At 45.5% G+C, this 21772-nt stretch carries 19 protein-coding genes; all 19 read right to left on the bottom strand.

Annotated elements, in window-relative coordinates; all coding sequences use genetic code 11:
• Nucleotides 1-8: 8 nt before the first annotated feature.
• A complete protein-coding gene (gene infB, locus FE296_RS32265) occupies nt 9-2594 on the bottom strand; it encodes a translation initiation factor IF-2 (RefSeq protein WP_091031850.1) in 2586 nt (861 codons plus the stop codon).
• A complete protein-coding gene (locus FE296_RS32270; protein WP_017689142.1) occupies nt 2587-2916 on the bottom strand; it encodes a L7Ae/L30e/S12e/Gadd45 family ribosomal protein in 330 nt (109 codons plus the stop codon). Before FE296_RS32270 ends, infB begins: the two co-directional genes overlap by 8 nt.
• A complete protein-coding gene (rnpM, locus tag FE296_RS32275; RefSeq protein WP_124114088.1) occupies nt 2909-3214 on the bottom strand; it encodes an RNase P modulator RnpM in 306 nt (101 codons plus the stop codon). The genes FE296_RS32270 and rnpM overlap by 8 nt, the downstream gene beginning before the upstream one ends.
• 25 nt (nt 3215-3239) lie before the next feature.
• Nucleotides 3240-4337 carry a transcription termination factor NusA gene (gene nusA, locus FE296_RS32280; RefSeq protein ID WP_062833827.1) on the bottom strand — a complete coding sequence of 366 codons (1098 nt, stop codon included), beginning with the start codon at nt 4335-4337 and terminating at the stop codon, nt 3240-3242.
• Between the two features lie 123 nt (nt 4338-4460).
• Entirely contained in the window at nt 4461-4922 is a 462-nt protein-coding gene (gene rimP, locus FE296_RS32285) for a ribosome maturation factor RimP (protein WP_091017262.1), read from the bottom strand.
• A gap of 256 nt (nt 4923-5178) precedes the next feature.
• Nucleotides 5179-9498 carry a PolC-type DNA polymerase III gene (locus FE296_RS32290; RefSeq protein WP_150367661.1) on the bottom strand — a complete coding sequence of 1440 codons (4320 nt, stop codon included), beginning with the start codon at nt 9496-9498 and terminating at the stop codon, nt 5179-5181.
• Between the two features lie 152 nt (nt 9499-9650).
• The gene (gene proS / locus FE296_RS32295; protein WP_091017266.1) at nt 9651-11105 is read right to left on the bottom strand and encodes a proline--tRNA ligase; all 1455 of its coding nucleotides are present in this window, start codon (nt 11103-11105) and stop codon (nt 9651-9653) included.
• Nucleotides 11106-11167: 62 nt separating this feature from the next.
• The gene (rseP, locus tag FE296_RS32300) at nt 11168-12439 is read right to left on the bottom strand and encodes an RIP metalloprotease RseP (RefSeq protein WP_124114086.1); all 1272 of its coding nucleotides are present in this window, start codon (nt 12437-12439) and stop codon (nt 11168-11170) included.
• A gap of 113 nt (nt 12440-12552) precedes the next feature.
• Entirely contained in the window at nt 12553-13692 is a 1140-nt protein-coding gene (locus tag FE296_RS32305) for a 1-deoxy-D-xylulose-5-phosphate reductoisomerase (RefSeq protein WP_124114085.1), read from the bottom strand.
• Between the two features lie 70 nt (nt 13693-13762).
• Entirely contained in the window at nt 13763-14557 is a 795-nt protein-coding gene (locus tag FE296_RS32310; RefSeq protein ID WP_100529403.1) for a phosphatidate cytidylyltransferase, read from the bottom strand.
• Nucleotides 14558-14573: 16 nt separating this feature from the next.
• Nucleotides 14574-15341, bottom strand: coding sequence for an undecaprenyl pyrophosphate synthase (uppS, locus tag FE296_RS32315; protein WP_017689151.1), 768 nt, complete (start codon nt 15339-15341; stop codon nt 14574-14576).
• 89 nt (nt 15342-15430) lie between these two features.
• Complete coding sequence (gene frr / locus FE296_RS32320; RefSeq protein WP_017689152.1) at nt 15431-15985, bottom strand: ribosome recycling factor; 555 nt, start codon at nt 15983-15985, stop codon at nt 15431-15433.
• A complete protein-coding gene (gene pyrH / locus FE296_RS32325) occupies nt 15985-16713 on the bottom strand; it encodes a UMP kinase (RefSeq protein WP_017689153.1) in 729 nt (242 codons plus the stop codon). The genes frr and pyrH overlap by 1 nt, the downstream gene beginning before the upstream one ends.
• Before the next feature lie 232 nt (nt 16714-16945).
• Nucleotides 16946-17596, bottom strand: coding sequence for a translation elongation factor Ts (tsf, locus tag FE296_RS32330; RefSeq protein ID WP_124114084.1), 651 nt, complete (start codon nt 17594-17596; stop codon nt 16946-16948).
• Nucleotides 17597-17711: 115 nt separating this feature from the next.
• The gene (gene rpsB / locus FE296_RS32335; RefSeq protein ID WP_017689155.1) at nt 17712-18410 is read right to left on the bottom strand and encodes a 30S ribosomal protein S2; all 699 of its coding nucleotides are present in this window, start codon (nt 18408-18410) and stop codon (nt 17712-17714) included.
• 295 nt (nt 18411-18705) lie between these two features.
• On the bottom strand, nt 18706-19332 hold the full coding sequence (locus FE296_RS32340; protein WP_150367662.1) for an endolytic transglycosylase MltG: 627 nt from the start codon (nt 19330-19332) through the stop codon (nt 18706-18708).
• Between the two features lie 3 nt (nt 19333-19335).
• A complete protein-coding gene (locus FE296_RS32345) occupies nt 19336-19917 on the bottom strand; it encodes a hypothetical protein (RefSeq protein ID WP_124114082.1) in 582 nt (193 codons plus the stop codon).
• Between the two features lie 65 nt (nt 19918-19982).
• A complete protein-coding gene (locus FE296_RS32350) occupies nt 19983-20297 on the bottom strand; it encodes a hypothetical protein (RefSeq protein ID WP_150367663.1) in 315 nt (104 codons plus the stop codon).
• Nucleotides 20298-20349: 52 nt separating this feature from the next.
• Nucleotides 20350-21759 carry a flagellar assembly protein A gene (locus FE296_RS32355; protein WP_124115514.1) on the bottom strand — a complete coding sequence of 470 codons (1410 nt, stop codon included), beginning with the start codon at nt 21757-21759 and terminating at the stop codon, nt 20350-20352.
• Nucleotides 21760-21772: the final 13 nt, after the last annotated feature.

Raw genomic sequence — 21772 nt, forward strand, 5'->3', positions numbered from 1 at the left:
TTCCTTGCTTATCGTTGTACTGTCTCCATAATGAAAGCTTCGATAACGTCGCCTTCTTTGAGATCATTATATTTATCAAGTGTGATACCGCACTCGTAACCTTGTGCTACTTCTTTGGCATCATCTTTATAACGTTTCAGGGAATCCAGCTTACCTTCGTAAAGGACAATGCCATCACGAATCAGGCGTGCTTCCGCAGAACGCGTAATTTTACCCGAGGTAACCATACAACCAGCGATGGTACCCACTTTACTGATGGAGAACGTGCTCCGAACTTCAGCATGACCGATAACTTTTTCTTTGTAGATCGGATCAAGCATACCTTTCATCGCTTGTTCAATTTCTTCGATAACACTGTAGATTACGCGATGCAGACGAATGTCTACTTGCTCTTGATCTGCAGTTGCTTTCGCCTGGTTATCAGGACGAACGTTGAAACCAATCACGATGGCATTGGATGCTGCCGCCAAAATGATGTCGGACTCAGTGATTGCACCAGCGCCGCTATGAATGATTTTCACGCGTACACCTTCAACTTCGATCTTCGCAAGGGAACCTTTCAATGCTTCAACCGAACCTTGTACGTCACCTTTGATGATTACGTTCAGATCTTTGATCTCGCCATCTTTGATGTGCTGGAACAGATCATCCAACGTTACGCGAGTATGTGTACCCAGATCGGATTCACGTTGGGTAATCGCACGTTTGTCAGCGATGGAACGCGCTTTGCGCTCATCTTCAAACACCATGAATGGATCTCCCGCACCTGGAACTTCAGTCAAACCTGTGATTTCTACAGGTGTTGAAGGTCCAGCCTCTTTCAGACGACGACCTTTGTCATTGACCATCGCACGGACACGACCGAAGCAGTTACCTGCTACGAAAGCATCGCCGACTTTCAATGTACCGTGCTGTACGAGGATACGTGCAACTGGGCCACGTCCTTTATCCAGCTCGGCTTCAATCACTGTACCACGGGCACGTTTGTCCGGGTTCGCTTTGTATTCGTTCACTTCTGCAACGAGCAGAATCATTTCAAGCAGACCTTCCAGACCCATTCTTTGTTTTGCTGATACGTTAACAAAGATGGTATCTCCGCCCCACTCTTCCGGAACGAGTTCATAGTTAGTCAATTCTTGTTTTACTTTATCCGGATCAGCGCCCGGTTTGTCAATTTTATTGACAGCCACGATAATTGGAAGCCCCGCAGCTTTGGCATGGTTAATTGCCTCAACCGTTTGTGGCATAACACCGTCATCGGCAGCTACAACAATAATTGTAATATCCGTAACCTGTGCTCCACGTGCACGCATCGCTGTAAACGCTTCATGACCCGGAGTATCCAGGAACGTAATTTTTTTGTTGTTGATTTCGACTTGGTATGCACCAATATGTTGCGTGATTCCGCCTGCTTCGCCGCCTGTTACATTCGTGGAACGAATGGCATCCAGCAAAGTTGTTTTACCATGGTCAACGTGACCCATGATTGTAACTACCGGAGGACGAGCTTGCAAGTCAGCAGCATCATCATTCTCTTCCAGTGTTTCAAAACGGTCATCTTCAAGCACAATCTTCACTTCAACCTCAACACCGAATTCACCTGAAAGCAGAAGGATCGTTTCGATATCAAGCTCTTGGTTGATTGTTGCCATAACGCCCATAGCGATGAGCTTTTTGATAACTTCGGAAGCATCCTTATGGAGCAACTTCGCTGTTTCACCTACAGTCATATCACCACGAACGATGATTTTCTTAGGTGTGTTATCAATTTTCTCACGTTGTTGGTACTGTTGTTGATTTCTGTTGCGGTTGTTCTTGCCACCACGGTTACCACGGAAGTTACCGCCACGGTTGTCATCATAACGACGTCCACCGCCACCGCTGTTCGAACGGTTACCACTGTTGTTGTTGCTGCCAGTAGTACCACCTGGGCCGCTTCGACGTTGGCCTTGTCCTTGGCTCTGACCTTGGCCACCGCTACGGTTGCCAGCAGTACCTGTATTACCACCGCTATTAGGTCCTGAAGTTCTTACTTGACCGCCACCGCTGTTATTCGGACGTTGACCCGATCCTTGCGGACGGGATGCAGTACTGCTTTGTCCACCTTGAGCTGGTCTTGGGCGGTTAGTTGATTGTCCTCCTTGGCTTGAGCCTTGGGAAGAGTTCGTTCTGTTGCGGCTGTCTTGGCCGCTGGGTCTTTGGGTGCCATTGTTATTGTTGGAATTTGGTCTATTGTTCATACCTACCTGCTTTTCCTGTTGTATTTTTGTTTGTACGGGACTACCGGATGGGTTACTGCTCTTCGGCGTGTTCACTCCGCCGGCCGGCTTGTTGCTGTCCACTGGTTTGTCACTGCGCACTGCCGAAGTAGCAACTGGTTTTGCATCGTTGCCTTGTTTCGAAGCAGCAGTGGATTTTATATCTTTAAAAAATTGTTCCACCTTACCGACTGAACCATTCTCCATGACACTCATATGATTGTTTACGGGAATTTCCAGCTTTTTAAGAATGGTTATAATTTCTTTACTACTCATATTAAGGGACTTCGCATATTCATAAACTCGCAATTTATCCTTGTTTTCCTGTTTACTCAATATACTCCACCTCCGACATTATACCGACTTGCTTGGAGATCATTTTTGCAAACCCTCGATCCGTTACTGCAAGAACAACACGCGTGTCTTTACCGATACTTGAACCCAGACTATCCCGGTCAAATCCGATCAACAGAGGAACCTTATAAGTTCCGCATTTATCGCGAAATTTCTTTTGTGTATTGGCTGAGGCGTCACCCGCAACAATAACCATTTTAGCTTCGGAAGAACGGATCGCTTTAAGTACAATTTCTTCACCTGTTACAAGTTTACCTGCACGCATAGAGAGTCCCAAATAAGACAGCGTTTTAATATTAGTCATGTTCACGCTCCTGTGCTGCTTTGAATTCATTCTCAACCGCGATGAAGTCAGCTGCTAATTGCTCGTAAATTTCAGGTGAGACTTTGCCTTTTAACGCCCGATCCAAAGCCCGGTTTTTGAGTGCGAGCTTAAAACAGGACTCTTTGCCGCATAAATAGGCACCACGTCCGGATTTTTTGCCAGTCAAATCGATCAGCACTTCATCCTCTGGCGTTTTAACAATGCGAATCAGCTGCTTTTTGGGCATCATTTCTTGGCATGCCACACATTTGCGCAGCGGCACTTTTTTTGGTTTCATACGTCAGCGCCCCCCGTACTTTACTTTAGTCGACGGAGACGGAATCCTGATGCATTTCAGAAGAAGAATCTTTTTCTCTGCCGAATTCCTGTTCCGCTTGGCTCTCGCTCTTAATGTCGATTTTCCAGCCGGTTAATTTGGCTGCCAATCTGGCATTTTGGCCTTTGATACCAATTGCGAGCGACAGTTGATAGTCCGGAACGATAACCCGAGCCATCTTTTCTTCCTCAAATACATGAACTTCCAATACTTTGGAAGGACTCAGTGCATTAGCAACATATTCGTCTACCTGATCAGAGAAACGAACGATGTCGATTTTTTCACCGCGCAGCTCACCCACAATGGTCTGCACGCGCATTCCCTTAGGACCTACACAAGATCCAACTGGATCCACTTCCTCGTTGCGGGAATGAACGGCAATCTTGGAGCGGAACCCTGCTTCGCGAGCGACGGAGCGAATTTCAACTACACCGTCAAAGATCTCGGGCACTTCCAGTTCAAAGAGACGTTTCAAGAGGCCCGGATGGGTACGGGACAAAATGATTTGCGGCCCTTTCGTCGTATTCTCGACCTTGGTGATATACGCCTTAATACGGTCACCATGAACAAACTTCTCGTTCGGCATCAATTCGGTCAGCGGTAAAGCCGCTTCGATTTTGCCCAGATCGATGTAGATATTGCGCAAATCCTGACGCTGCACCACTCCCGTAACGATATCTTCTTCCTTATCTACGAAAGCGTTGTAGATCAGGCCGCGTTCGGCTTCACGAATCCGCTGGGTCACTACCTGTTTGGCAGTTTGTGCGGCGATACGTCCGAAATCACGCGGCGTAACTTCAATCTCCGCAATATCTTCCAGCTGGAAGTGTGGGTTGATTTCTCGTGCAGCAGGCAATGAAATTTCGGTACGTGAATCCAGGACTTCTTCCACGATCAATTTACGGGCATACACCCGAATAACTCCCGTATTACGGTTCATGTCAACACGCACATTCTGGGCCGTGTTGAAATTCCGCTTGTAGCTGGAAATTAGTGCAGCCTCGATCGCTTCAAACAGCACATCCTTGCTGATCCCTTTTTCCCGTTCCAATTCATTCATTGCTTCAATAAAATCCATACTCATGAATGTTGATCCCCCTTTCAAACATGGCATCTCATACGTAAAACGGCGAAAGGCTCTGAACTCATGAGCACCTTGCCGTTATCGTGAGATGTGTCTTTTTCATTAATAAAGTGAACAAGGCACTTAAAACAAAATAGCTAGGCGCGCACTGGCAACCTTATCATAAGAAATGGCATGCTGTTTTTTGCCTGCTTCGATCACGAGTTCCCCGTCATCAAAGGAAAGCAGCTTGCCTTCAAATTCCTTCAATCCGTTCACCGGCTCGTAGGTTGTAACAAAAACATTTTTGCCTACAGATTTGGTAACGTCCTCAGGTTTTTTTAGTGGACGCTCCGCACCGGGAGAAGACACTTCAAGGAAATAGATGGTTGGAATCGGATCGTTCTCATCCAGCTTGGCACTCAGCTTTTCGCTGATCAAGACGCAATCGTCGATGTCGATGCCACCCTCTTTGTCGACATACACCCGTAAAAACCAGTTGCTGCCTTCTTTGACGTATTCGATGTCAACCAGCTCGAAGCCTTGTTCGTTCAAGTAGGGTTGGATCATTTCTTCCACGGTAGATTTAATGTTCGTTGTGCTCAAAACCAATAACCTCCAACTTAGGTTACACCAGCAAAAAAGCACTGGCAGATTATTCAATACCCAAGATTCTTGTATACCAAAGACTAAAGAGTGGGTTTCCCCACTCTTTAGAAATTCGTACTATCTCGTTCACTTCAAAAATTATAACATAGTCTGGTAATAGTGACAAGTAAGCGATGGTTCAGGCAGTTTACTTACTAATGAAGGAAAAATTACGTTCCCCCAGCAATCGCTATGTTTAAATCCAAATTCAATCCTAGAAAAGGGAAAGCTGATTGCTCTCTGGCAAGCCACGGAAACATCCCATATTCGACAGGAGTTCAACAATGGTCTTACTTGCTTTCGACTTCTGCTGGAAGTCCTCGACCGATAGAAACTCACCATGATCTCTTGCTGCAGCAATATTGCGAGCAGCATTATCCCCGATTCCTGCCAACGCCGAAAATGGAGGGATTAGTGATTTTCCGTCAACGATGAACTTTGTCGCTTCCGAACGGTATAAGTCAATGGACTTCAGCGAGAATCCGCGTGCTGCCATTTCCAGACCCATTTCCAGGACAGGTAACATGTTTTTCTCTTTTGGAGGTGCTTGGAAACCCAATTGCTCAATTTCCGTAATTTTACGATAGATCGCGTCATATCCCTGACACATCAGTTCGATATCAATCTCATCCGCCCGCACGGTAAAGTAAGTTGCGTAATATTCAATCGGATGATACAGCTTGAAGAACGCTGTACGTACTGCCGAAATAACATAAGCGGCCGCGTGAGCCTTCGGGAACATGTACTGGATTTTGAGACACGAATCAATGTACCATTGAGGCACTTTACAATTCTTCATCTCGTCAATCCATTCCTGTGGCAGCCCCCGTCCCTTACGAACACTCTCGGTAATCTTAAAGGCAAGACTTGCGTCCATGCCTGTTTTATAGATCAGGAATAACATGATATCATCCCGACAACCAATTACCGTCTTAATGTTACACGTTCCGTTCTTAATCAGATCCTGAGCGTTTCCAAGCCATACCCCTGTACCATGGGACAATCCGGAAATCTGCAGTAAATCGGCAAAGGACGTCGGTTGGGATTCAACAAGCATCTGACGTACAAACTTCGTTCCCATTTCCGGCACACCAAACGTCGCGACCGGCGACCTAATCTGTTCCGGTGTAACACCCAGAGCATCGGTTGAGTTAAACATGCTCATGACTTTGGGATCATTCATCGGAATGGTCGTTGGGTCGACCCCTGTCAAATCCTGCAACATCCGCATCATAGTTGGATCATCGTGCCCCAGAATATCAAGTTTCAGCAAGTTTTCTTCAAAAGCATGATAATCAAAGTGTGTCGTTTTCCACTCCGCATTAACGTCGTCAGCCGGAAACTGAACAGGTGTAACGTCTTCGACCTCGATATAATCAGGTACCACGACAATACCGCCGGGGTGCTGTCCAGTACTCCGTTTCACCCCAGTACAGCCAGAGGCCAAACGATTCAATTCAGCTCCGCGCCATTTCTTGTGATGTTCTTCCTCATACTTCTTGGCAAAACCAAATGCTGTTTTCTCAGCCACCGTACCAATGGTACCCGCACGGAAAACACTCTTCTCACTAAATAGTACTTTCGTATAGTTATGGGCATGAGGCTGATAATCACCAGAGAAGTTCAAGTCAATATCGGGAACTTTATCTCCTTTAAATCCAAGGAAGGTCTCAAAAGGGATATCCTGGCCTTCTCCTTTAAGCGTACCACCACAATTCGGACATTCTTTCTCTGGAAGGTCAAAACCACTCCGAACACTGCCGTCCAGGAACCACTCGCTGTGTTTGCATTCTGAATTCACACAAATATAATGAGCAGGTAGTGGATTAACCTCGGATATCCCCAGGAATGTAGCAACAACCGAGGAGCCAACCGATCCCCGCGAACCTACGAGGTAACCATCCTGATTCGATTTTTTAACCAAGCGTTCCGAGATCAGATAGTTGGCAGAAAAACCGTATTTAATGATTGGAATGAGTTCTTTCTCTAGTCGTGCCACGATTACTTCTGGTAATTCCTCGCCATAGATGGACTTGGCAGTGTTATAGCAGGTATTACGGATTTCTTCGTCCGCACCTTCCAGAATTGGAGTAAACAGTTTGTCCGGGAACAGCTTAATTTCCTCAAATCGGTCAGACAACTCCACCGTATTTGTAACAACGACCTCGTATGCTTTGTCTTGACCCAGGAACTGGAACTCTTCCAGCATTTCCTCTGTTGTTCTAAAATGTGCATCCGGTTTACGTTGATCTTTCAGTGGACTAAATCCTGTAATACCGTGAATGGTGATATCCCGATATAACTTGTCACGTGGTTCCAAATAGTGCACGTTACCTGTAGCTATGACCGGTTTATTAAGTTTTACACCTATATCAATGACTTTACGGATCGCTGTTTTGATTTCTTCGGGTGTAGCCACCAACCCTTTATCCACCAAATGCATATACATGGTAAGTGGTTGAATCTCCAGTATGTCATAGAACTCAGCGATCTCTTCCGCTTCTTCGAGCGATTTGTTAAGCACCGCTTCGAAAAACTCCCCTTTTTCACAGCCCGATATAACTACAAGGCCTTCACGCAAATTAATCAGTTTTGATTTGGGAATGCACGGTACCCGCTTGAAATGTTCCGTATGAGAAAGAGATACCAGCTTATATAGATTTTTCTTACCGACATCATTCAATGCATAGATTCCACAATGGAAAGGTCTTGTATTCGACAAGTCGACACCTACATAATCGTTCAAGCGATCAAGCCTCGTTAATCCTTTCATCTGAGCAGCATCATTTAATAATCCGATTAGTATACCCGCGAGTGCAACCGTATCATCAATGGCACGGTGATGACTTTCAAGTCCAACCTTATACTTATCCGCCATTGTATTCAGACGGTGGTTCTTGTTTTTTGGAAATAACAATCTCGCCAGTTCCAATGTGTCAAGGACCGGGTTAGGAAGCTCTGGCAATCCAATTTGCTTCAGGGAAGCCTGGATAAAGCCCATGTCAAAACGTGCATTATGCGCAACAAGCACACCATCACCAGCAAACTGTACAAAATCACGGATAACAGGCTCCAGCTCAGGTGCGTCTTTTACCATGTCATCATTAATATTGGTCAACTGCTGAATGTTGTAGGGAATACGTTCATGCGGATTCACAAACGTTGCAAACCGATCGATTTCTTTACCATCTTGCATCTTCACGGCTGCAATCTCAATGATTTTGTTCTGTGTTACCGACAAACCTGTGGTCTCGATATCAAATACGATGTATGTTGCTGTTTGGAGATCCAATGGCTGAGGAGCCATTACAACGGCAACAGAGTCATTCACGACATTGGCCTCAAGGCCGTAGATCATCTTAATCCCGTTTTTCTTAGCAGCCTTGGAAGCCTCGGGATATACCTGCACCCCACCATGATCAGTGACAGCAATCGCCTTATGTCCCCACTCGGCTGCCATTTTCACGTATTTGTCAATTGAAGTTACAGCATCCATCGTACTCATTGTAGAGTGCAAATGGAACTCCACCCGTTTCTCTGGTGCATTATCTTTGCGAGACGGCGGTGCTTTAACTTCAATCAAATCCGAAGGAATCATGGCGAGTTCAGGAATTTGCATAAACCGGTCATATTCTACACGACCACGCACTTTCACCCATTTACCGTTAGCCAACAAACTGAGAATCTTAACATCCTCTTTTGTTTTGGCAAACATCTTCATTTGCATGGAATCCGTGAAGTCGGTCAGGTAGAAGGTAAACAACGTATTTCCGTTTCGCAATTCTTTACGATCCAATCCAAACACCGAACCTTGAAGCGTGACCTTTTTCTCTTCATCCTGGATTTCCTGCATGGGTACTGCTGGCTCCTTGATGTCATAACCCATTTGCAAACGCAGATCACCCTGCTCCTCATCCACCGGGATTTCTGTGTCCACTTCACTCATCATCTTCTCGATGACCTCAAGTTCTTCTACACGTTTTTGGGCCTGGAACTGTTCCATGGCCTCTTTATTGCTTCCCACTTCACCCACTTGCATCTTGATGCGAAGAGGTAGATGAAAGTATTTTTCATAGAATTTTGTGATAGCTTGATCAATCTGTTTCTTACGAGCCAATTCCATCGACGTTGCATCACTCATTGTCAGTTGTAGAAGATCCTCTTCACATTTAAAGGTTGTCCGGTTCATCCAACCATTTACAGATGGAATCTCACGGGTAACCCACTCCAGAAACAGATTCCAATATTCACTGACGATATCACCATTTTGTACTTGGTCCGTGTATTTGAAGCCAAATGAAATTTTGGCGATATGATTCATCTTCTCTTGAATATGCAGGCAAAATGTGCGATAGATTGGAGCGGGTACCAACGTATCCTTTGCAATCAGAATATTCCATTCCCGATTACTTCGATTGGTCTCTACTTGTTCAATCCATCCATCCAAAAAATAGGGCTCTAACAGACCAGCCGGGAGCTCTGCCTGTTTCATCAACAACTCAAACCGTTTTCTCTTCTCCTCGAATCCGCTCATCGTGTTCCTCCTTGTACCCCCTTAAAGCATGAAAAGCCCCTGCATTCAAAAATGTCACCGATCCGAACTCGCACCGACTCATTTTATCCGACAGAAGCTCTCCATTCATTACTTAAACGGTGAATAAGTGCCTTTCGTCAAGTGATCCTGACTTAGTATGCTCTTGCAAACACAACCGTGTGTTCTGCCTTTTCACCACAAGCCAGGCACGTATGCTTTTCTTCCGCAGGCTGGAACGGAATGTTCCGGCTTGTTGCACCTGTGACTTCTCTTACTTTATCTTCGCAAGCTTCTGAACCGCACCATCCAGCCAGTGTAAACCCGCGTTTATTTTCCATCAGTTCTTTCATCTCATCGAGTGTATCCACAGAGTAGAAGTTATCCGACATAAATGTGCGAGCACGCTCTAACATATCTACCTGAATCTGTGTCAGCATAGCCTGGATCTCTTCTACCAGGTTTGCTTGTTCTACCACTTTCTTCTCACCTGTGATCCGTGATACGAGTACACAAACGCCATTTTCCATATCACGTGGACCAATCTCCAGACGAATCGGAACACCGCGCATCTCGTATTCATTGAACTTCCAACCTGGGCGAACATCGCTGCGATCATCCATTTTTACACGGACTCCAGCTTTTTTCAACTCAGTGAACAACTCATCTGCACGCCCAACAACAGCATCACGCGTTTTCGGAGGTCCAATTGGAATCATAACCACTTGTGTTGGTGCGACTTTAGGAGGAAGTACTAGACCACGGTCATCTCCGTGAACCATAATTAATGCACCGATCAAACGTGTGCTTACTCCCCATGAAGTAGTGTAAGCCAGCTCCAGCACATTATTGCGGCTAAGATACTGGATTTCAAATGCTTTTGCAAAGTTCGTCCCCATGTAGTGAGATGTACCTGCTTGTACTGCACGTCCATCCTTCATCATGGCTTCGATCGAGTACGTATCCACCGCACCCGCAAACTTCTCGGACTTGGTTTTCTGACCCACAATTACAGGAATAGCCAAGTATTCCTCAACCACTTCACGATAAATCTCAAGCATTTTCATCGTTTCTTCACGTGCTTCTTCTTCCGTCTCATGCGCAGTATGACCTTCCTGCCACAGGAACTCACTTGTGCGAAGGAAAGGCAACGTTCTTTTTTCCCAACGAACTACGTTAGCCCACTGGTTGATCAGTACCGGAAGGTCCCGATAAGACTGAATCCACTTGGAATACATGTGACCAATAATCGTTTCGGATGTAGGACGGATTGCCAGCCGTTCTTCCAGCTTCTCTCCGCCGGCTTCCGTAACCCATGGTAATTCAGGATTAAAACCTTCTACGTGCTCTTTTTCCTTTTGAAAGAAGCTCTCAGGAATGAACATCGGGAAGTACGCATTGCGATGACCCGTTTCCCGGAAACGACGATCCAACTCATCCTTAATATGTTCCCAGATTTCAAAGCCGTCTGGTTTAAACACAATACAACCGCGTACGGGTGCATAGTCCATGAGATCAGCTTTTTTGATAACATCAATGTACCAGCGTGAGAAGTCCTCACCCTGTGGTGTGATTTCAGTCACGAACTGTTTATCATTTTCCTTTGACATAAGACTCCAGCGTCCTCCCATAACGACTATCTCTGAATGTCCAGAGCCTAGTCCAACCGTAATTATCCGTTAATTAAACGTAATATATCATTGTAAGTTACTGCCAGCATTAACACAAACAACATCGCAAATCCGATGAAATGCACCATGCCTTCGCGATTGGGATCAACAGGTCTGCCGCGCAGCGCTTCAATTCCCAAAAATACCAGACGACTGCCGTCCAGTGCAGGTATTGGTAGCAGGTTAAATATCCCAAGATATAGACTCAAAATCGCTGCCCATCTCGTTAACTGCTCAATGCCTTGTTTAGCAATTTGCCCTGTCACTTCAAATGTACGAACTGGACCACCAATATCATCCATGTTGAATTGATTGATCAGATGTTTAAAACCTTCAAATATTATTTTGGTTGTATCAACCATGGCCACGCCTGAGACTTTTAATGTCTCTACAAATCCAACAGATCGGGTTGGTAACGTAGGTACGATTCCCACTTTACCGCCCTCTTGTCCTTCTACAGCACGTGGAGTAATCGTTATATTAAACGTATCCGAACCCCGGCGCAGCGTCCATTCCATCGGCTTGTCTTTGGAATCGGCAATCATCGACACCATTTTTTGTGAATCTGTACCAATAACAGTACCATTGATCGTCTCAATAATATCACCCTTTTGCAGGTTCGCCTGATCGGCTGCCCCACCTTCAAGCACTTCACCAATTTCAAGATTTTTTGGATTTTCCACCGGAACTCCTGCCATCTGTGCATATACAGCAAACAGCACAAAGGCCAAGATAAAGTTCATGAGTGGGCCCGCAAAAATAGCCAATGCACGCTGTCCAACGGTTTTGCTGCCGAATTGACGATCTTTCGGTGCAATCTGCGTTTGTTTGCCACGGCTTACCAACATTGCTTGAGGATGAATACGATACTCTTGAATCTCACCATCTACATCCAGTTGAAGCTTCAGTGCATTCTCCATATCAATGGAGATGACTTCACCACGTATTACATTTTTACGATTATCCAGCTGATCCAGATAGATCATCTTCACCTGGTCATCCGCTGATCTTACCGCGATGGTCTGTCCTTCCTGGATCTCTACCAGTTCCGGATCTTCCCCTGCCATCCGTGCATATCCACCAAAAGGCAACAAACGCAATGTAAACTGAGTCTCGTTTCTTTTATATGAGAACAATTTGGGACCAAAACCGATCGCAAACTCCCGTACAAGAATACCGGCGCGTTTGGCAAAATAATAATGCCCCCATTCATGAACCGTCACGATGACAAAGAACATGAGCACCGTTAGAAATACCACTTGTATGGTTTCCAATCCCTATCCATCCTCCTTCACGGCACATACCGCAGTCTGTCCCTCTAGATTATCATTATTCTCTGATGCAGCACAAGAGAATCACTTCTTCCAATTTGTTATGAAAAAAGAGATTACAGACTGGCCGCAAGCTTGCGGCTCTCCTGATCACAACGCGCGATCTCCTGCAGATCAGGCTCGTCCACATTGTGGTGTGCTTCCAGCACAGAAGCAATAATATCTTCTATTTTAAGGAATGAAATCTCTTTACGCAAGAAACGGGCTACAGCAACCTCGTTGGCTGCATTAAACGCCGTTGTTGCGGTTCCTCCCATTTTACCACACTCATACGCCATTCTTAAACACGGGAACCGTTCCATATCCATTTCACGGAAATGTAATTTCCCAGCTTGAGCAAGAGACAGACGCTGTGCTGGTGATGGCAAGCGATCAGGGTAAGTCAGTGCATATTGAATTGGAACTCGCATATCCGGATTCCCCAGTTGTGCGATGATGCTGGTGTCATCAAATTCCACATAGGAATGAATAACACTCTCTGGGTGAAGCAATACATTAATCTGATCATATCGAAGACCAAATAACCAATGTGCTTCAATGACCTCGAGACCCTTGTTAACCATCGTTGCCGAGTCTATCGTAATTTTGGACCCCATTGACCAATTCGGATGTTTAAGCGCATCCTCTATAGTCACACTCTTCAACTGCTCACGGGTAAGATCACGGAATGATCCACCTGAAGCGGTGAGCGTAATACCTGCCAAGCGTTCTCTGTTTTCACCATTCAAACATTGGTATATCGCAGAGTGCTCACTATCGATGGGTAGCAAAGAGACTCCTTTGGCAGCCGCTCTTGTAGTAACAATATGCCCCGCCGTAACCAATGTCTCCTTGTTGGCCAGCCCGATCTGTTTGCCTGCGTCTATGGCAGCAAGCGTTGACTCCAATCCAACACTCCCCACCACCGCTGTAACAACCGTATGCGCATCGGTTCCTGCCGCAACTTCTACGAGTCCTTCTGTGCCATAAAACAGTTGCGTTCCTGCAGGCAAATGTGGAGCTACCTTCTCCGCTAATTCTTTGGACCCCACCGATACCTTCTTCGGTCGGTAACGTTTGGTTTGTTCGATCAGCAGGTCTGTATTGCCTCCGGCAGCCAGTCCCTCCACTTGAAAGAGTTCTGGATGCATATCAACTACATCCAGTGTCTGGGTTCCAATGGAACCGGTTGACCCGAGAATCGCAATTTTTTTCATGCTGCACCTCATCTTTAATTATCCAATGCCTACGGCGAACACTGCTGTTATCTCAGACTCATGTTCTTCTTTAGTAGGGCAGTAGCATTAGTATATGTACGAATGGAAAAACAACAATCCAGCTGTCGCACCGATCAAGAATGCCTCCATGCCCTGGGAGAAGACTGCCTGAATCCTTGATATTATATACACGTTTGTATGCAGACTGGATCAAGTCACCCATCTGACCTACAACTGCACAGGCAATTCCGATCACAATCGCTCTCTGCCAGGAAAGCAAACCATCTGATACTAATGCAAAAATAACAGAAGTAACAATTGCAATCACGATGCCACCCAGTGCACCCTCTATAGTCTTGTTTGGACTGATGGAAGGCCACAGTTTGTTTTTACCAATTAGTTTCCCAACAAAATAAGCTCCTGCATCACTGGCCCATATGGAGCCCAGCAACAGGAACGTCCAGAACAATCCATGATGCAGATGTCTGGATTCTGCAATGTAGTAGAAACCGATTCCTATATATAACACGCCAAGGAAAAGCATCGCCACTGTATTCACGGGAACCTTATTTTTAGTGACAACCGAAGCTGTCATCAGTACAAGCATTACTATCCAGATGACCTGAAATAAGGATAGCGGTCTTGCCTCCCAAAGCATTTCCCAAGGAAACACGATGGCAAAAACACCAGCATATCCAATCAGGGCCACACCTGAAAAAGGCATCACCCCGGTCATTTTAACAAATTCATAATAACCGATGAGAGCCATAAGCAATACCAAACCATGGTACCAGGGTCCGCCCAGCATGCAAAAACCTAAAAACAACACACCTGCTATGATTCCTGTCGTTAATCGCTGTTTCAACGGCTTCATCCTCCATCTATTTCAAACCGCCGTAACGCCTTGTTCTGCGCTGATATTCGGCTACTGCTTCAAGCAAATGCTTTTTGCCAAATTCGGGCCAGTATATATCCGTAAACCATAATTCACTATATGCAAGCTGCCAGAGCATAAAGTTGCTTAATCTCAACTCTCCACTCGTCCGGATCAGCAGATCCGGATCGGGCATGTCAACCGTCAGCATATGTCTATCAATGAGTTCAGGTGTTATGTCCTCTGCCGATAGTTCCCCCGATTTCACCTGCAGAGCGATCTGTTTAACACAGTCCGTCATTTCACGACGACTTCCATAGTTCATTGCAAAGTTCAAAACGAGACCTGTATTATGTTCCGTAAGACGAATGGCTTCCCGCAAGGCATTAATGGTATGAGAAGGTAAATGTTCTTCTTGACCCATCATGCGAATGCGCACATTTTTTTCTATAAGTTCATCCAGCTCTATGGCTAGAAATTCTTGCGGAAGTCGCATCAGAAAATCCACTTCTTCTTTTGGACGCGTCCAGTTTTCTGTCGAAAAAGCGTACATCGTCAGATATTTGATGCCCAGTTCATCCGCCGCGATGGTCGCACGTTTGACCGCCTTCATGCCATTTTGGTGCCCGGCTATACGCGGGAGTCCCAAACGTTTGGCCCATCGTCCATTGCCGTCCATGATGATGGCGACGTGCTGCGGGATATTGTCCTCGGATATAGTCAGCGTTTCCTGCTTGTCAGCCCCATTCCACCACGACCGAACCCGTTTGATCATTCCTGTTCCTCCAAAATCCCTGAAGTTTCTTTATCTGAAGCTTGGAAAAAGAGACAAAACCCCACCGTATTGGAGGGGCTGCGCTTGTCTTACACTTCCATGATTTCTTTTTCTTTGGCAGCGAGTACCTTATCGACTTCAGCAATAAACTTGTCGGTCGATTTTTGGATATCGTCCTGATGTCTCCGGGATTCATCCTCGGAAATATCTGACTTCTCCATTTTCTTGATGTCATCATTCGCGTCACGGCGAATGTTACGAATCGCTACTTTACCTTCTTCACCGAACTTCTTCGTCAACTTAACAAGTTCCGCTCTGCGTTCTTCCGTCAATGCCGGAATAGACAAACGGATCATGCTACCATCATTGGCTGGAGTAAGACCCAGATCCGATTTCATGATGGCACGCTCGATGTCACCCATGGAGGATTTGTCCCAAGGTTGAATCATCAGTGTACGGGAATCCGGAGTACTGATATTAGCGAGTTGATTCAATGGCGTCATTGCTCCATAATACTCTACCTGAATTCGGTCCAGAAGAGCTGGAGTTGCGCGGCCTGCACGCAAAGTAGCCAGGTCACGACGCAATGCTTGAATTGCTTTTTCCATACGCTCTTCGGCATGTTGTTTAACCGCTTGTGGCATTAATCTACACTCCCTTTAACGATTGTTCCGATACGTTCGCCCAGAACAACACGTTTGATGTTACCTTGTTCCGTAATGGCAAATACGATCAACGGGATGTTGTTGTCCTTACAAAGCGAGGATGCCGTCGAATCCATTACACCAAGGTCTTTGTTAAGAATATCCATGTAAGTCAACTGATCAAATTTCACAGCTGTACTGTCCTTAAACGGATCTGCTGAGTATACACCATCAACTTTATTTTTGGCCATCAAGATAACTTCTGCTTCAATCTCCGCTGCGCGCAGTGCTGCTGTTGTATCCGTGGAAAAGAACGGGTTACCTGTACCTGCTGCAAAAATAACGACCCGGCCTTTCTCCAGATGGCGAATAGCTCTACGACGAATATAAGGCTCTGCAATCTGTTGCATTGCAATAGATGTCTGTACACGCGTAGGCACTTCAATCTGTTCCAAAGCATCCTGCAGTGCCAGCGAGTTCATTACTGTCGCCAGCATACCCATATAATCGGCAGTTGCACGATCGATGCCGTTTTCGCTACCGGCAATACCACGCCAGATGTTTCCGCCGCCACATACAATAGCAACCTGTACACCAAGTGCAACAACCTCTTTTACCTGTTGGGCAATCGACGAGATCGTATCTGCATCAATACCGTAGCCGTTTTGACCGGAAAGAGACTCTCCGCTGACCTTTAAGACAACACGTTTAAATACTGGCTGTTCCAATTATTCACCCTCCACTTTGAATCGAACACGCTTGGTGTTCAACCAACAAAACTTCTCGCGCATGGCCTCCTGCTTAAAAAGAAAGGAACACAGTTGTGTTCCGCTCTTTTAGGAAAAACGTTTAACCGGTAAGGCACTGTTTTCCTGAGATATAAGGGAGTTTACGCTTCGAAGTTTCATCATTCTTATATCTTCGAAAATCAATTCTGCTCGCCGGTTTATAGAAACCGTCTTATTTGTTTACTTGGGACATTACTTCTTCTACGAAGTTGTCTACTTTTTTCTCAAGACCTTCACCCAGTTCGTAACGAACGAAACGACGGATGGAGATATTTTCACCAATCTGGCTGATTTTTTCGTTCAGCAATTGAGAGATCGTTTTGTCTGGATCTTTAACGAAAGTTTGTTCCATCAGGCAGTATTCTTCGTAGTATTTACCGATACGGCCTTCAACCATTTTTTCAATGATTTTCTCTGGTTTGCCTTCGTTAAGAGCTTGAGCTTTCAGGATTTCTTTTTCTTTTTCCAGCTCATCTGCAGGAACTTCTTCGCGTGTAACGAATTTAGGATTAGCTGCAGCGATTTGCATAGCTACATCTTTAACGAAATCCTTAAATTGATCCGTTTTACCAACGAAGTCTGTTTCACAGTTAACTTCAACCAAGACGCCAATACGTCCACCAGCGTGGATGTAAGATTCAACAACACCTTCAGTTGCTGCACGGCCTGCTTTGCTTGCTGCTGCAGAAAGACCTTTCTCACGCAACAATTCAGCTGCTTTTGTTACATCACCGTTTGCTTCTTCCAGTGCTTTCTTACAATCGAGCATACCAGCGCCCGTTCTTTCGCGAAGTTCTTTTACTGCACTCGCATTAACTGCCATTATAAATTCCCTCCAAAATTAAGTATTGTACGTACACTCTAAAAAAAGGGCAGTGAGAGGTTATCCACCTGCCAACCACCCTTTTCATTTAGTTTATAACATATGTTCGAATCTATTAAGCGGAAGTTTCTTCGCCTTGGTTAGCTTCGATTACAGCGTCAGCCATTTTACCTGTCAGCAATTTAACAGCGCGGATCGCGTCGTCGTTACCTGGGATAACATAATCGATCTCGTCCGGATCGCAGTTAGTATCAACGATACCAACAATTGGGATACCCAATTTGCGAGCTTCCGCAACAGCGATACGCTCTTTGCGTGGATCGATGATGAACAGGGCGCTTGGCAGGCCTTTCATATTTTTAATACCGCCCAAGAATTTCTCCAGACGATCTTTTTCTTTGCGAAGCAAGATAACTTCTTTTTTAGGCAATACAGCGAATGTACCATCTTCTTCCCAAGCTTCCAACTGTTTCAAACGATCAATACGTTTTTGAATAGTTTGGAAGTTAGTCAGGGTACCGCCGAGCCAGCGTTGGTTAATGTAGAATTGACCAGCACGTTCAGCTTCTTCTTTAACGGAATCTTGAGCTTGTTTCTTAGTACCCACGAAAAGAATTTTACCATTCTCTCCTGCGATTCCTTTAACGAAGTTGTAAGCCTCTTCGACTTTTTTCACCGTCTTTTGCAAGTCGATGATATAAATTCCGTTTCTTTCAGTGAAGATATAACGATCCATTTTTGGGTTCCAACGACGAGTTTGGTGACCGAAGTGTACCCCAGCTTCGAGAAGCTGCTTCATGGAGATTACTGCCATCTTCACACACCTCCTAATATGGTTTTTATTGTGTCCTCCGCCGGCATCATTTTTCGCCAAGACTCTCCATAAGGAAAGCACCCTCAACAAAATTAGCACATGCGTGTGTTTTAACACCGTTATCTAATATAGCATAACTGACTGTCCGATGCAACAGCCTTTAAAGCTAAAATCTACTTTTCGTTTTTTGCTAGTATCGAATCAATTTAAACCTGATATGTAACTCAACGCTAATTATTATCAAGCTTTGAAAATGCACCGTTTAATACGCAAAAACCGTCCTGTCCGAGCATGCTCAGTTTGACGGTTCTTTCGTAATTTTTGCGATAATGGATTTGAAACTTTCGCCTTTTTCAAGCGCATAGGTACCCACTTGGATTTTGGTATTGATTCGCTCAGCCTTGCCAGCCTTTATGAATGCTTGAGCATCATCTACGATTCCCGCGGTTTTTAGGTTTGCTGCAACGATCGCCAGACTATTGCCTGGACGTACTTTAAATGATACTGTTGCGCCTTTCGGATTGCTCGGCGTTACAGGTTCTGTTGTCTTCGGTTCAGTTATCTCTTTCTGCCCTTCACCTTCACTTGCAGCAGGCTCTTGTGGCTTCTCAGGCTCTGCAGGTGTTTCCGTAGAGTTTACTGCCTCAGGTGGTGTTGCTGTTTCCCCTTGCAACTCACTGCTTTCCTGCTTTTTCTTCTCTACCCACTCAGCTTCTGTGTACAATTCCTCTTCAGAACCGACCAACTTCATATCCAGGCTTTTTGCGACTGTTTCCAGCTGTTCTTTCGTCATATTGGCGGTCTGCTCAGGGTCAAGATTACTATCAGATAATGCATTTTGTCCTACTGTGGCCAGTTGAAGCAAAACTGCACCAATAATCATACCGCTCCCCAGACCAATCCATAAGGATCGCTTGTCCATGACTTAGCTTTCCTCCCGTTCTGCCAGTTGCAGTATTAACTGTACCTCACCACGCTGAATGCCTGTCTGCTTGGATATGGCATCCATCGACTTACCCTCAGCATGTAGATTAAAGAGTTCTGCATATCGATCTTTAATCGACGCACGCCCAGGCAGAGATTCGACTTCACTGGTCTGTAGGTCTGCTTCTAACGCCTGCTGGGCTGCCTCTGCTTGTACACTTTTCACGAGCGCTTGTGCTTGCAAACCTTCGGAAGATTGTACGGGTACATTACCGGAATGTGGAACAGTTGCGACAGGTTCATTCTTTTTGCTCTGTTCCAGCTGATCCAACCGCTGCTGTAATTCCTGAAGTTGCAATTGCATACGTTGATCGGCTGCTGTCGCTTCTCCCTTCATTTCAGCCACACGTTGAATAAGAGCATCATTATCGTTTTCGATCTCGGTCATGTAGTGTTCAAGCGTAGATTCCATTTCCTGCACCAGTTGATGCCCAGGCTCTTGCGCCTTGTTTTTCCGAGGCATAATATAAGCGTAGGCGATGGCGCAGGCCCCTAATATGACAATAATGATCCATGGTGACAAATTGGGTTCTCTCCTTCTGATTCAACCATCGGTGCGCAAGACTGCATGTCCATAACAACCATTTATTATAAAGACAGAGCTATGTGTTTTCCCTTATACGGATGCTCTGCAGGTTTGACATGTTCTTGAGCCTGAGAAGTCTCCTGTCCATCGGAACCACTCTGCTGATCCCCATCATGGCTATGACCATCACGCACCGAAGTCTGTGAAGTTTCGTCCATTGCTTCACTTCGTTGCCTTGCTTCATTTGCTTCTTTCGACGTTTGCTCTGCCAAAAGATTCTGATCCGTAATCGGTCGCTGCTGGGCTTCACTTTGATAACGTCCCGCTTCACTTGTTCGTGGTACCGCAATCTGCAACTCCACTGCTTTGAAACTCATACGCTCACCTCACGGTTTCGAATGGATTTCTTCCTGTGCCTGAATGCTGTACTTAAACATATGGAACCATCGTAATATCACCATCGTGATAATAAAATGAAATTCGACTCACTGGATCTTTAATAAATTTCGTGTATCTGCCGATAACTATTTTAGAGCCTCCATAAATCATCTTCAGAATATCAACACGAGCCTTACTTGTATCTTCAAGTGCCCTTTCAATTTCAAAGATACGCATTTTCGTTTCTTCACTTATGCGAAGAGCAGATTTCTGCGTAGCATTCAGCTTGATTCGCATCGACATCTTATCTGGAGTTAGTTGTCCAGCGGCAGCTAATTGGTCCAGCAATGTCAAAGCTTTCTTCGTTTTATCCAAGGAATCCATCTGCTCTCTGACTTCCTTGCGCAAATCATTGAGTTCGTTACGCAGCTTTGGTAGCACACCAACCTCAATGGAAGTGACCGTGGACATGCTGTTGCCCACAACACGCGCTGAGACGTTCTGACCAGCCTGGATCGAGCCACCAACGATAAGACCCTTGGTACCCGCACAGATGACACCGTGGCCAGCACGAATATTGGAATGCATAATACTTTGGGAAACCAGAACATCTTCACCGGCATCCACGTTGCCTTCTTGAATGAAAGTACATTTAACATTATGGCCTGCTTGTACCAGTCCTTTGTTATAACCAATAATACCACCGGTAATTTCGATTGAGCCGCCTGCTTCCAGTTCAGCTCCTTCGACACCTCCGACGACACGAATGTCACCTGCTGCTTTTACTTTAAATCCGGTAAGTACATTGCCGCGTATGACAACTGTGCCTACAAAGTCGATATTACCGTTATTGTAGTCAACGTCACCATTGACTTCATAAACCGGAAAAACATTCAGTTTGTTACCGTCCGTTTTGGTAACCAGCCCATCCAGTGCAGCATACATCGCAGAACCATCCGGGTTAATCACAACGTTTTTCCCAACTTTAAACCGAGCTTCTTTTCCCGGACGATAAGGAATTTCCTCACCCGTTACTGCCCTGCCTGGTATGCCATCGCTAGGAGCGATCCGCTCTGCAATGATCTGGCCACTACGGACATTGTTTAACCGGGTCACTTCTTTGTAATCGACAGTTCCATCTTCCGATTCCAGTGGACGTCGTTCATTCGTATCATCCATTCCAACCAGAACCTTGATGAAGCCATCTGTTCCTTGAATGGGAGCGACACCTTCTGCAATCTTGTATTTATCTTTCAAATAGGTTTCAGGGTTGTTCACAAAAAGTAATAGTGCCTCTCGCGATACACCTTGTTTGATGCCCTTGTTTGCCACAAATTGTTCAAGTTCATCGATCGTGCAGGCAAAGCCTTCTTCCTCTTTGGAAAATTCAAGGTAGGCTGTGCATTTGTCGTCCGATAAAACAATGTTTAAACATTGTTCCAAAGCAGTCCGCTGTGTCACCGCAATTCTTCCC

It is taken from the genome of Paenibacillus sp. UASWS1643, from assembly GCF_008693195.1.
Classification (GTDB): Bacteria; Bacillota; Bacilli; order Paenibacillales; family Paenibacillaceae; genus Paenibacillus; species Paenibacillus amylolyticus_B.